General features: G+C 70.7%; 14 protein-coding genes. 11 read left to right on the forward strand and 3 right to left on the reverse strand.

Going from position 1 to position 12,332, the window contains the following annotated elements; all coding sequences use genetic code 11:
• The first annotated feature begins 17 nt into the window (after positions 1-17).
• The 4 genes from AB0950_RS18780 to AB0950_RS18795 all read left to right on the forward strand — a co-directional run bounded on the left by AB0950_RS18780 (position 18) and on the right by AB0950_RS18795 (position 2,262).
• Positions 18-452, forward strand: a complete 435-nt coding sequence (locus tag AB0950_RS18780) for a helix-turn-helix domain-containing protein (RefSeq protein ID WP_366778986.1) — start codon at positions 18-20, stop codon at positions 450-452.
• 155 nt (positions 453-607) lie between these two features.
• The gene (locus AB0950_RS18785; protein ID WP_360158481.1) at positions 608-964 is read left to right on the forward strand and encodes a PRC-barrel domain-containing protein; all 357 of its coding nucleotides are present in this window, start codon (positions 608-610) and stop codon (positions 962-964) included.
• Between the two features lie 25 nt (positions 965-989).
• The gene (locus AB0950_RS18790) at positions 990-1,157 is read left to right on the forward strand and encodes a hypothetical protein (RefSeq protein ID WP_366778987.1); all 168 of its coding nucleotides are present in this window, start codon (positions 990-992) and stop codon (positions 1,155-1,157) included.
• An 844-nt stretch (positions 1,158-2,001) separates the two neighbouring features.
• Positions 2,002-2,262, forward strand: coding sequence for a hypothetical protein (locus tag AB0950_RS18795; protein ID WP_360572070.1), 261 nt, complete (start codon positions 2,002-2,004; stop codon positions 2,260-2,262).
• 123 nt (positions 2,263-2,385) lie between these two features.
• Here AB0950_RS18795 and AB0950_RS18800 read toward each other — a convergent pair whose 3' ends face one another.
• Complete coding sequence (locus tag AB0950_RS18800) at positions 2,386-2,865, reverse strand: hypothetical protein (protein ID WP_360158490.1); 480 nt, start codon at positions 2,863-2,865, stop codon at positions 2,386-2,388.
• 202 nt (positions 2,866-3,067) lie between these two features.
• Here AB0950_RS18800 and AB0950_RS18805 point away from each other — a divergent pair, with 202 nt between their 5' ends.
• Entirely contained in the window at positions 3,068-3,760 is a 693-nt protein-coding gene (locus AB0950_RS18805) for a glycerophosphodiester phosphodiesterase family protein (protein ID WP_366778988.1), read from the forward strand.
• Between the two features lie 111 nt (positions 3,761-3,871).
• Here AB0950_RS18805 and AB0950_RS18810 read toward each other — a convergent pair whose 3' ends face one another.
• Positions 3,872-4,741 carry an LLM class F420-dependent oxidoreductase gene (locus AB0950_RS18810; protein WP_366778989.1) on the reverse strand — a complete coding sequence of 290 codons (870 nt, stop codon included), beginning with the start codon at positions 4,739-4,741 and terminating at the stop codon, positions 3,872-3,874.
• Positions 4,742-5,109: 368 nt separating this feature from the next.
• A complete protein-coding gene (locus AB0950_RS18815) occupies positions 5,110-6,093 on the reverse strand; it encodes a LysR family transcriptional regulator (protein WP_360158498.1) in 984 nt (327 codons plus the stop codon).
• Between the two features lie 648 nt (positions 6,094-6,741).
• Here AB0950_RS18815 and AB0950_RS18820 point away from each other — a divergent pair.
• Genes AB0950_RS18820 through AB0950_RS18845 form a run of 6 tightly spaced genes read left to right on the forward strand, consistent with a single transcriptional unit; the run spans position 6,742 to position 12,282 of the window.
• The gene (locus tag AB0950_RS18820) at positions 6,742-7,524 is read left to right on the forward strand and encodes an alpha/beta hydrolase (RefSeq protein ID WP_366778990.1); all 783 of its coding nucleotides are present in this window, start codon (positions 6,742-6,744) and stop codon (positions 7,522-7,524) included.
• Positions 7,521-9,146, forward strand: a complete 1,626-nt coding sequence (locus tag AB0950_RS18825; protein WP_366778991.1) for an amino acid adenylation domain-containing protein — start codon at positions 7,521-7,523, stop codon at positions 9,144-9,146. The genes AB0950_RS18820 and AB0950_RS18825 overlap by 4 nt, the downstream gene beginning before the upstream one ends.
• Positions 9,143-9,415, forward strand: a complete 273-nt coding sequence (locus AB0950_RS18830) for an acyl carrier protein (RefSeq protein ID WP_360158507.1) — start codon at positions 9,143-9,145, stop codon at positions 9,413-9,415. The genes AB0950_RS18825 and AB0950_RS18830 overlap by 4 nt, the downstream gene beginning before the upstream one ends.
• Positions 9,412-10,572 (forward strand): acyl-CoA dehydrogenase, encoded by a 1,161-nt coding sequence (locus AB0950_RS18835; RefSeq protein WP_366778992.1) that lies wholly within the window; start codon positions 9,412-9,414, stop codon positions 10,570-10,572. The genes AB0950_RS18830 and AB0950_RS18835 overlap by 4 nt, the downstream gene beginning before the upstream one ends.
• A 13-nt stretch (positions 10,573-10,585) precedes the next feature.
• Positions 10,586-11,770: an acyl-CoA dehydrogenase family protein gene (locus AB0950_RS18840; protein ID WP_366778993.1), complete on the forward strand. Its 1,185-nt coding sequence runs from the start codon at positions 10,586-10,588 to the stop codon at positions 11,768-11,770.
• Positions 11,771-11,775: 5 nt separating this feature from the next.
• Entirely contained in the window at positions 11,776-12,282 is a 507-nt protein-coding gene (locus AB0950_RS18845; protein ID WP_360158516.1) for a flavin reductase family protein, read from the forward strand.
• The last annotated feature ends 50 nt before the right edge of the window (positions 12,283-12,332 follow it).

Below are 12,332 nucleotides of genomic sequence, written 5' to 3' on the forward strand. Positions count from 1 at the left end.
AGAGTGGGGCGTGATCGGTGACGACGACGAAGGCCGACAGGAAAGCGCAGGCCAAGGCGGAGTACAACGCGTTCCTCGCGGTGTGCCCCAGCCGTCAGCTCCTCGACCGGATCTCCGACAAGTGGGTCGTCCTGATCCTGTGCGCACTGGGCGGTGACGCGTCCGAACAGCCCGGCGCTGCGCACACCCCGAAGGCGATGCGCTACTCAGAGCTCGCCCGGCTACTGGCCGGCGTCAGCCAGAAGATGCTGACCCAGACCCTACGAGCCCTCGAACGCGACGGCTTGCTCGTCCGCACCGTGACGCCCACGGTCCCGGTCACCGTCACCTACGAGCTGACCGACCTCGGTCTCTCACTCCACCACATGACACGCGGGCTCAGACAGTGGGCGCAAACCCATATGGACCGAGTCCTCGCCAACCACGAGAAGCACGACGCACAGGCTTCCTAAGCGGTCGTCGCGACGCGGCCTCGGTCGGTCGGCAGTGTCGCGATCTCACCTTGCTGCCGATAGCGCTGATAGTGCGAATGATTTCGGTGCGGCACTACTGCTCCGAGAGACATTGCTACACGGTCACGGGGTACTCGCGAAGGCGGAGGTTCACCGTGTTTGAGGCAAGCGACATCCGTGAATGGCGTGGCCATGATGTACTCGATCCCGGTCGCCACAAAATCGGCGCCCTAGAGGCGGTATACGTGGACACCGCGACAGACAAGCCGATCTTTGCCACGGTCATGACCGGTTTGCCCACTCGCCGTCGACTGGTGTTCGTGCCACTCGTGGAAGCGACCGTTGGCCCTGGGTACGTGAAGGTCGCCTACGACAAAGGCCTGGTCAAGAAGGCCCCCGCGATAGACACGGACGGCGAGCTCCCGGCTCCGGCCGAGCCCGGTGTCTTCGCCCACTACTCGCTCGATTACGCCCCGGGTGCGGGCGGCGAACGCCGCCTGGCCCGGCGCTGAACCACCGAGGTCACCGGGAGAGTCGATGGTCCTGTTTCTGCTCGTGATCCTCGCAGCCCTCGTACTGGGCATCATCGGATTCGCCGTACACGGCCTCTTCTATCTGCTGATCATCGGGGCCGTCGTACTGCTCGCCGACCTCATTTTCGGCGCGATCCGCTTTCGGCACCGAGGGCAGCGGATCGCTCGCTGAGTGTTGAGGAAGCCCTGCGGAAATCGGGCGGTCACAAGCTGGGCGCGTGAATCTCCCTGTCGAGGACGCTGGCCGTACGGCTGCCTGACGGCCGTACGGCCATGACGCAGCGCTCGGGGCATAGCTGGCCGCTCAGGCCGACTCGCACCTGGCGGCCGCTGACGTCCGAGGTCAGCCTGGGTCGGCAGTTGGGAGCGGACCCTGTCGTTCGGGGCGTCGTCCTGGACCTCTGACACCTGGTTGGCCTCACAGCCTCACACCTTGGACGTACCTGGAATGCCGGTTATGTGAGCTGTCGGTACGTTCATCGCAGGTCGGTCGTCCGGCCAACGCACATAGGAAAGAGAGAGTGCCCATGCCCTCGCGTGCTTTCGTGGTCGGTGCCGGAATAGGCGCGACCGTCCTTGCAGCTGCCGGCATCACCTATGCCTCGCCCGTCGAGTCCACGTCGGCCTCCCCGAACCCCCACCGGGCCTCCCAGCCACTGCACCACCCCACCCGGCCGGCCCACCACGCCACCCTGCCTGTGCAACTCACCGCATTCGCAGCCTCTGCCTCTTCAGCCACGGCACCCTCGGGCGCCAAGACCGGGGACGGAGGCGGAAACCGGGGCCGCGACGGCAACGGTGGACGCGACGGCGGCGGACGTCACGACGACGGTGGACGCGACGGCGGCGGACGTCACGACAGCGGCGGACGCGACGGTGGTGGACGTCGTGGCGACAGTGGACGTGACGGCGGTGGACGTTACGGCGGCGGTGGACGCGGTCACGGCCACGCGAGAGTCGGAAGGATCTTCGTCAACGAACGTTCGTACCCGGCCTTCGTGGAAGGCTGCATCACCGTGGCCAGCGGATTGGGCGCGCACAGCTTCAATGTTCTCAACGAAAGCTGGAGGACCGTCGAGGTCTTCCGGGGCTTCAACTGCGACGGTGGCCCTCCGATCGCCACCGTGGGCCCCCGCAGCGAGACCTTCGGCGTGGTGCCCCGTGACCACGGCGACGGCGGCGACGGCGAGTTCGGATTCCACGGCGACGGCGGATTCGGTCACCACGGCGTCGTGGGCAGCTTCCGGGTGGTCTGCGACCGCGGCTGGCGGTGGTGACGGCACCAGTCGACGCACGGGAAGGCCCCTGGACCGATCACGGTCCGGGGGTCTCCCCCATCCGCTGCTCACCGGCCGCCCGGAGCAGTATCAAGCGCCTTGTTCAGCGGTGCCGGTGACACATCACTCGATGTCCAGAGGACCGATGCCCAGGTCCTCACGCATGAGGCGACGCATCTCAGCCATGGCCGTGCGCCGCCGAGCTATCAGGGGCGCCGATTCGGCGGAATCGACAGCCACCCCTTGGGCGTAGGCGTCACGTATCGCCCGAAGGCTGTGGAACGCCTCGTTCCCCGCGGCCACAACCTGCGGCGGGCCCACGAGCCACAGGCGCTCGCTTGCCGTGTAGATGCCCGTGCCACGGACGGCTTCCCGCACAGCCGCATCACGCGCCGAGTCGGACATGTGATCACCCAGAGCGACCGCACGCATCTCCTCACCTGCGGTTTTGAGGGCAGAAACGAACTCCGTGTACACCCCGCGTCTGACTTCCAGCGCGTGTCTGGCCTCCTCCCGTTTCCACCGGTTGCGATCGGCGATCACAGTGGCCGCGATGCCGATGACGGCACCGGCCAGCGTAGAGAGCAAGGGCATCCAGTCCATGTGCCGAGCTTGTCCGACCCCGCCGCGTCGGCACCAGTGGCTCTGCCGACGACGGCCGGCTGTGTCGCGGGGCGCTGATGGGGATTCTCGAAAGGACCAGGGCCATTAGGCTTGGGTGCTCCGACGGGCGGTCGCATGCCGGCCAGCGACGGTACGGCGCTCGTGCGGCTGCCCCGAACCACCACACCAAGGACGGCAACGAGTGTCCTTCTTCACCATCGGCCACCGCGGTGTCATGGCCGCCGAGCCGGAGAACACCCTGCGCTCCTTCCTCCGGGCCGAACGCGAGGGGCTGGACGGCATCGAACTGGACTTGCACCTGAGCAAGGACGGCGAGCTGGTCGTCATGCACGACGAGACCCTGGACCGCACGACGGACGGCTCCGGTCCCATCGCCGACCAGACGTTGCAGCAGCTCAAGAAGCTCGACGCCGGCCGCGGCGAGCGGATCCCCACGTTCGAAGAGGTGCTGGACGCCGTCGGGCCGACGCTGCCGATCCAGGCGGAGATCAAGGACGCGGCCGCCGCCCGGTCGCTGGCCAAGGTGCTCGCCGACCGCGACCTGCTGCACCGCGTCTCGGTGCTGTCGTTCCACGACGTGGCCCTGATCGAGATCCACACACTGCTGCCGCAGGCCCGCACCGTGCTGGTGGCAGGCCCCAGCGCACACCGCGACACCTTCGTCGGCCGCGCTCAGAAGGTCGGCTCCACCTTGGTCAGCGTGGAACTGCGCCAGCTGAACCGGGCCATCGTGGAGAAGTGCGGCGCCGCCGGCATCGACGTGATGGCCTGGACCGTCAACGACGAGCGCGACCTGGCGCTGGCCCGGACGCTCGGCCTGGTGGGCTGCGTGACCGACCGGCCCGACATGAAGCGGCTGGTCGAGGCGGCCTGACTTGGGGAGGTCCGGCTCGGCCGCCGCCCTGTTCCTTGCGGGTCAGTCATCGTGTCCCTGGGGACGCCTTGCGGGCGTGAGAACAACGTCTGGTTCCCCGGCGATCCCTGGTCATTGGGCCCGGGGAATCCAGGTTCGTGCGAGGTCCGTGACCCAGGTGGCCGCTGCGCGCGGGGTCGGCGGGGCTGCGCTGACGACGACGAGTTCGGTGACGCCCGCCGCACCGAGTGCGGGGAGGTGCTCCGGGGTGCCGTCGCTCAGCGCGACGGCGACCGTGAGCTCGTCAAGAGCGCGGCCGTGGCGGGCGCACTCGTCGGCGAGAACGGAGATCCGCGCCGGTACGTCGGCCGCCGGGACGTTGAAGCCGTACCAGCCGTCTGCGAGCGTGACCGCACGGCGCAAGGCGGCGTCGCTGTTGCCGCCGATCACCACCGGGAGGCGGCCGCCGCGCACCGGCTTGGGGTTGACCCGGATCGCGTCGAAGCGGGTGAACTCCCCGGTGAAGGAGGCCGGGTCCTCGGTCCAGAGGGTGCGCATCGAGGCCAGGTACTCTTCGGTCCGGCGCCCTCGCCCGGCGAAGGGGACACCCAGCGCGGCGAATTCCTCGGCCGACCAGCCGACTCCGACCCCCAGGCTGAACCGCCCGGCGGAGAGTACGTCGAGTGTGGCGGCCTGTTTGGCGACCATAATCGGGTTGTGCTCGGGCAGCAGGAGAACGCCGGTGGCGAGCTCGATCCGGCTGGTGACCGCCGCCGCGAAGCTCAGGGCGAGCATAGGGTCCAGCCAGTCCGCGTCCGCGGGCACGGCGATCCGTCCGTCGAGTGAGTAGGGATAGCGGGAAGCGGGCGCGTCCACGAGCACCACGTGCTCACCACACCACAGCCTCGCGAAGCCGTGCACCTCCGCGGCCATGGCCACCGCGCGGATCACCTCGGGACGGGCGCCGTCACCGATACCGAGCGCGTGCAACCCCACTCGCATTCTCCACCTCCGGGCGTCACCTTAGGCACGGACGCACTCGGGTGACGTGGCACGCCGCGCGGCTGGTGCCCATCCGGTGGACTCCGCCTGCCTCTTGGGGCCTTGAGCCCATACGTCAGTCCGATGCGAGGGCTGTTGAGGGATCACACACTGTTGCCTCCGAGCACACCGGTCGGAATCTTGACTTCCCTCGGCCCCTGCGGGGCGGCCACCGCTGAAGGGCACCCGCACGGTGCCGCCCGCACCCTGGTGATGCCGTGGGTGCGGGCGGATTCGATGTTGTTCCGCTCAATGCAGGGGGCGGACGCGGCGTGGGCTGGTGTTCGTGCGTCGATGGTTCGCCCTGCACGACCGGCAACGGGTGGTTCTCACACCGTTCGTGGTCGGTGAAGGTCCCGCAGTCTCGGAGCCGGGTCGCTGGGGGTTGGCCTGTGCGCTGCGCGATCACGGGCTTCCGAGCGTCGGGCGCGGCGGCGGGGAGGTGCGGAGTCGGCCGGGGGGAGTTGGCCGCCGCTCACCTCGCGCCACACGCTCTCGGCGAACCGGGCCGCCTGCGGGTGCGAGCCGTGCGACGGATAGGCGAGGTGCAGGCGGACGGTGGGGGCGTCGCGCAGGGGGACGAACCGTACGGCGGGATGGTGGTAGCGGCGCGTGGAGTCCTCCGGCGCGGTTCCCACACCCAGTCCCGCCGCCACCTTCTCGAGCCACTCGTCGTAGTTGGAGCATTCCGCGCCCACCACCGGGCGCCGGTCGGCGGGCCACATGTGAGGGAACGTCACCCCGCTGACGGTGTTGACGATGAGAGGCCACTCGGCCAGTTCCTCCCAGGCGAGTTCGTCCCGCTCGGCCAGCGTCCAGTGCGCGGGAACCGCCGCGACCCGCCTCTCCTCGTAGAGGAAGACACCGCGCAGATGCTTGGGCAGGGAGTCGCCGCGCAGGAGTGCGAGGTCCGCCGCTCCGGTGTCCAGTCCGGCGAGCGGTGTGTCGCAGCGGACGTACTCCACCCGGACGCCGCCCTCCTCGGCGAAGGAGGCCGCCATCAGGGACAGGCCGTCGGGCAGTCCCCAGCTGAAGCCCAGCCGCAGCTGCTCGCCCACCCGTATGCCGTCCAGGGTCGCCTGTAACGTCCTGAGGACCGGGACCAGTTCGTCGTGGAGCCGCTGGCCCTTGGGCGTGAGCTGAGTTCTTCGCGTCGTACGGTCGAAGAGCCGGACGCCCAGGGCGTCCTCCAGGGATCGGATGCAGCGGGTCAGGGTCGGCTGGGCCACGTGGAGTCTGCGGCCGGCCGCGCTGAATCCGCCGTCCTCGGCAACGGCGAGGAAGTACCTCAGGTGGCGAAGATCTACATCCATACTTCCAGAGCATAGGTGATCCGGCATAGCTATTTCTCCTCCGTGCGTGGCACATCTAGTGTTTTCGACGGCGCCACGGCCAGAGGGACGATGCGGCGGCGGAGATCGCATCCGCAGCCCCCATCAATCGTCCGTCCGGGCATTGGCGTCGGCATTCGAAGCACTGAGACGGGGGTCGCAGATTTTGTCTATTCCTTACCTATCGGCGTCCTTGTGTGGGCTGCCGACGGCGGGCGGCGCATGCGGCGCCGGCCCGACCGCGGAAGACCGCGTGGACCGCGGACGGCAGTCGGACCGGACTGCCCCGAGTGGACAAATGCACAGGTAGCAGCCGACCTGTGGCGGACCGGCCATGGGGAGTGCGCACGCCGCGCGGTGCACGGTCGCGGCGCTCGACGGCGCTCCGGTGCGGATGCGACCTGGCCGATTCGGCACGTGCCGCGACTGGCCCACCCGGCTTTGCCGCCTATTCTCGGCCGAGCCGCGATAACTCCGTTCCACTAATTGGTTGAACACTGAATCGACCCTGTACTCGATTCAGCGATTCCCTTCCCGGGGATCCGGTGTGCCCTATTTATCAGGGAACGCGCTCCGGGTAATTCATCCTGCCGAAAACCGGGCAGGCACCCTCTTCTCGAAGGAATTGATGTGCCGGTAGCAGACACCCGACACGGACCGATCGAACACGTTGTCATCGACGGCGACCCGTCCCGTTCACCGCTGGTCTTCCTGCACGGCGGTCTCGGCTGTGTCGCCGCCTGGGGGCGCTTCCCCGCCGCGGTCGCCGCCGCGACCGGGCGCCGGGCCCTGGTCTACTCACGTCCCGGCAACGGTGGCTCCGGCCCCGCCAAGTCCCCCCACACCGCGCGCTACATGCACGAACAGGGGCAGCAGTTCCTGCCCGAACTGCTCGACCTGCTCGGCATCCACGACCCGGTCCTGATCGGACACAGCGACGGCGCCTCCACAGCCCTGCTGTACGCATCCGTCCGGCCGGCCGAGGCCGTGATCGTCATGGGGCCGCACCTGTACTTCGAAGAGGCCAACCGCACCGGTATCGAGGCCGCACGCGCCGCCTACGCGGCCGGACCGCTGTACCGCAGGCTCGCCCTGGTCCACGACGACCCGCACGGCGTGTTCACGAACTGGAGCGAGCTGTGGCTCTCCGACGAGTTCCGGTCCTGGTCCATCGAGAACGACCTGAACGTCACCGCTCCGGTCCTCATGATCCAGGGCGACCGTGACGAGTACGGCACGCTCGGCCAGCTCGACGCCCTCGAGCGGGCGGTACGCGGTCCGGTGCGACGCCTGGTGCCCGAAGGGGTCGACCACTACCCGCACCTCGTCTGCCCCGACCTCGTCATCGAAGCCATCACCGGTTTCCTCGCCGAGCACACGACGGGCCTGCCCGCCACCGGAGGGATCCGATGACGACGTGGACCACCACACCACGGCTCGACGACCTGCTCGCCGATGCCGCCCGGCGCCACCCCGACCGCCCCGCCCTCGCCGGGCAGGGCGCCACCTGGACGTACGCCGAGCTGGAGCGGGCCGTGGCCGCACTCGCCGCCGAACTGACGGCGGCCGGCGTCCACCGGGGACAGCGCGTCGGCGTCTACGCGCCGAAGACCCCCGCGACCGTCATCGCGCTGTACGCGGCGCTGCGCGCCGGTGCCGTGGCCGCCCCGATGGACGTCGCCGACCCTGCGCTGCGTACGGCCCGGATGCTGCGCAACGCGGGCATCTCCCTGCTGCTCACCACGGAGCGGTTCCGGACCGCCGCCCGCACCGCCGCGGCCGGGGCCCGCGACGCCGTACCCGACGGCGACCGGCGCGTCCCCGCCGAGCGCGAGTTCGGCCACGGGCTCGCCGCCGTCGAGGTGCTCCGGCCGGCCGAGCAGCCGGTGACGCTGCCCGCGCCGGCCGACCGCGGCGGGTACATCCTGTTCACGTCCGGCAGCACGGGCTGGCCGAAGGGCGTCCTGCTGTCCCACGAGAACGTGGCGCACTACGCGCTCTGGGCGGCCGAGGAGTTCGGGCTCACGCCCGAGGACCGCATCGGGTCGCAGGCCGCGCTCACCTTCGACCTGACCACCTTCGACCTGTACAGCGCCGCCGCGGCCGGAGCGTGTGCCGTGCTGCTGCCCGACATGCTGCGCTCCTTCCCCCGGGACGTCGTCGGCTGGCTGAACGAGCAGCGCATCACCGCGTTCATGGCGGTGCCCTCCCTCTACCACAACCTGCTCCAGCAGGGCGGTATCGCCGACGCGCTGCCTGCCTCGTTGCGGATCGCGGCCTTCGGCGGAGAAGCCTTCGCCCCGCATCTGCTGGAGCACTACCTCCGGCTGCTGGGCGACCGGCCCTTCTACAACCTGTACGGCCCCACCGAGACCAACGCGTGCACCTACTACCGGGTGCCGCGCGACTGGACGGCCGAGCAGGAACTGACCATCGGCCGGGGCATCGGCGGCGTGCACATCGAGGTACTGGACGCCGACGGCCGCCCCACCGACGGCGAGGGTGAGATCCACATCGCCGGGCCGACCGTCTTCCAGGGCTATCTGCGCGACGGCCGGCTCACCGACCCGACCGTGCGGGTGCCCTTCCGCGACGGCGTCGTGCGCCGCGCCTACGCCAGCGGCGACCTGGGCCGCATCACCGCCGACGGCCGGGTCTTCCTGCGTGGCCGCCGCGACTTCCAGGTCAAGCGCCGCGGCCATCGCATCGACCTGCTCGACATCGAGAGCGCCGCTCTCGACCTTCCGCAGGTGACGACGGCCGCGGCCGTGGCCAAGGACGGCGCCCACGCCGGGCAGATCTGGGTCTACGCCCAGACCACCGCCACCGAACGGGAGTTGCTCGCGGAGCTGCGCACCGCCCTGCCGCACCGCATGCTTCCCGACCGGATCGTGCCGGTGCCGTCCCTGCCCGTCACCGTCAGCGGCAAGGTCGACCGTCGCGCCCTCGCCGACGACCTTCCGGCCACTTCCGTTCCGCACGCGGCCCCGACCGCGAACACCGCCCTCACCACCCTTCAGGAGAACCCCTCATGAGCGCGATCAACAGCGTGGAAGACCTCTGCGCCCTCGTCCAGAGCCGGATCACCTGGGCGCGCGGCGAGGAGCCGCAGACCCTGGCCCCCGACACCCCGCTGCTGGAGAGCGGACTGCTCGACTCCCTGGCGATCATGGAGATCGTCGCCGCGCTGGACAAACAGGCCGGCATCGAGCTGCCCGAGACGGAGATCGTCGCCGCCAACTTCCGTACTCCGCTGGCCCTGTGGGCCGTGGTCCAGAGCGCACCACGCGGGGCGCAGGCATGAGCGACGCCCTCACCCGGATGCTGCGCTGTGCCCCGGCGCCGGCCGAGGGCCTCGTCGACGCGTTCCGCGAACGCGCCGCGCAGGTGGCGGACAAGACAGCGGGGGACGACTTCCGCGCGCAGTGGCGCGCGCTGGCCGCACTCGGGGTGCTGCGCCGCACGGGCGGCGGCCCGGACGGGCCAGGACCGGTCACCCGCGGCCTCGCGGCGATCGAGGGGATCGGCCTGGCCGGGATCGACCCCGGGCTGTGCTACGCGCTGACGTCGCAGCTGTTCGGCATGCAGCACCCGCTGCACACCACCCTCTCGGGACCCGGTCAGGACATCACGGAGTCCGTCGAGGAGGGCCGGACGCTGCTGTGCCACGCGCTGACCGAGCGCATGGGAGGCAGCGACCCGTTCTCCATGTCCACCCGCGCCGAGCGGGACCAGGACGGCTACGTCCTCACCGGGGCGAAGACCTTCGTCACGGCCGCTCCGGTCGCCGACCTCGCCGTCGTCTTCGCCCGTACGGCAGCGGGACGGACGCCGTTCGCCCTGACCGCCTTCCTGGTCCCGCTGGACACCCCGGGCGTCTCCCGCGGTGAGACCTTCGACAAGACGGCCCTGCGCTCGGCCCCCATGGGCGAGCTGCTCTTCGAGGGCGCCCGGCTCCCCGCCACGGCCGTCATCGGTCAGGAGGGCTCCGGGCTGGGCATCATGTCGGCCACGACCGCCTGGGAACGCGCCCTGATCCTCGGCTACGCGCTGGGGCCGATGCGGCTGCTGCTGGACCGTACGGCGCGGTGGGCCCGCGAGCGGGAGCACTTCGGCCGCCGGATGGGCGCCAGTCACCAGGTGGCCGCCCGCATCAGCGACATGGCGATGGCGCTGCACCGCTCGCGGATCCAGCTCTACACGCTGGCCGCCGCCCTCGACACGGGAACCAGCGCGCGCCGGCTCGCCGCCGAGGCCGCCCTGACGAAGATCTCGGTCTCCGAGGACTACCTGCGGATGACCGAGCACGCCACCGCGCTGGCGGGCGTGCGCGCCTTCCTGCCGGACACCGACCTCGCGGCCGACCCCCTCAGCCCGCTGGCGGCCCTCACCTACGCGGGACCCAACGACCTGCTGAGGGTGGGCGTCGCGCGCCAGCTCGGCCTCCCCGTCGAGAACTGATCCGAGGAGAACGATGACACCGATCCATCCGGACGACGTCCTCAAGCGGGCCGCGGAGACCGGCGAGGCCCTGGCGCCGCTGGCCGCCGACGTCGACGCCGGGCGCGTCGGCCTGGACCGCCCCTACGCCGTCCTGCGCGAGTCGGGCCTGCTCGGCGCCCTGGTCCCACGGGACGCCGGCGGCCTGGGCCTGAGCTTCGGCGAGTACTGGAAGCTGCTGGCCACGCTGGGGTCCTACAACGGCGCCGCCGCCGTCGGGTTCAACATGCACCACGTGGTGCTGGGCGCGCTCGCCGACTCGGCCGGCACCCCGCTGCCGTCCGCCGCCGAGAAGTTCCGCACCTGGATGCAGCACGAGGTGGTGCACGGCCGGAAGCTGTTCGCGTCCGCCACCTCCGAGACCGGCCGCGGCGCCCGGCTGTGCGGCATGACCACCCGGTACCGGCTCACGGACGACGGCGAGCACTACGTCCTCAACGGGGCGAAGTCGTTCGTCTCGCTGGCCGGCGTCGCCGACTACTACGTGGTGGCCGCCGCGGCCGAGGGCCCCGAGGACACGGCGGAGATCTCCCACTTCGTCGTCGCCGCCGACGACCCGGGCGTCGGCTTCGGGCAGGTGCACAACCTGTCCGCGATGTACGGGACGAGCACCGCGCCGATGACTCTCACCGACGTCGTCCTCCCGCGCTCCCGGCTGTATCTCGGCGTTGAGGGCATGTCGCTGTTCAAGGTGGTGCGCGAGCCGCACTGGATGGTGGCGGGCTACACCGGCGCCTACCTCGGCATCGCCGAGGCCATCTTCGACTACACCGTCCGCTGTGTGACGGCGGCGCCGTCCCGCGCCGAGTCGCCCGTGGTCCAGCAGGAACTGGGCCGGATGTCGGCGCGCTTGCGGGCCGCCCGGGCACTCGTCCACGAGGCCGGTGCCGCCGTGGACCGCGAGCGCGGCAGCCTGAAAGCCAACGCCCTGGTCCACGCGGCCAAGTACCTGGTCGGCGAGGTCGGGCCGCAGTTGGCGCAGGACGCGACACGGGTGTGCGGCTCTGCCGCGGTCAGCCGGTCCCAGCCCTTGGAGCGGCTGATCAGGGAGGCCTCCTTCGCCTCCGTGATGCCGGCCAAGCCGCACGACTGCCTGGAGTACCTCGGCAAGGCCGCCGTCGGGGTCAATCTCTACGACGCCCGGGCCTTCGCATGGTGACGCCGGTGGCGGACGAGACCGCCGTGGCCGCGGCCGCCTTCCGCGCGCTGATGGCCTCCCATCCCGGCGGGGTGGCCGTGATCACCACCGCCGACGAGCAGGGGGTGCCGTACGGCTTCACCTGCACGGCGTTGTGCTCGGTGTCGCTGGACCCGCCCCGGCTGCTGGTGTGCGCGGCCCACACCGGCCGCACGCTGCCGGTGCTCACCGAGCGCGGCGCGTTCGTCGTCAACCTGCTGCACGCGGCCGGCCGCGGCGCGGCGGAGGTGTTCACCAGCCGCACCGCGGACCGGTTCGGGGAGGTGTCCTGGCGACCGGGGCCGGCCACCGGGCTGCCGGTGCTCGCCGACGACGCGCACGCGGTCGCGGAGTGCCGGGTCGCCGCCCTGCACCCGTGCGGTGACCACACCATCGTCGTCGGTGACGTCCTGCGCAGCGAGGTACGGACCGCGGCCCCCGCTCCCCTGCTGTACGGCCGGCGCCGGTTCGCCGCCTGGCCGGCCGAGACCTGACCGCGCCACAGGGTCCCCCTCCCCCGTCAACACCTACGAGAAAGCGACAC

The sequence above is a fragment of the Streptomyces sp. NPDC007189 genome (assembly GCF_040703635.1).
Classification (GTDB): Bacteria; Actinomycetota; Actinomycetes; order Streptomycetales; family Streptomycetaceae; genus Streptomyces.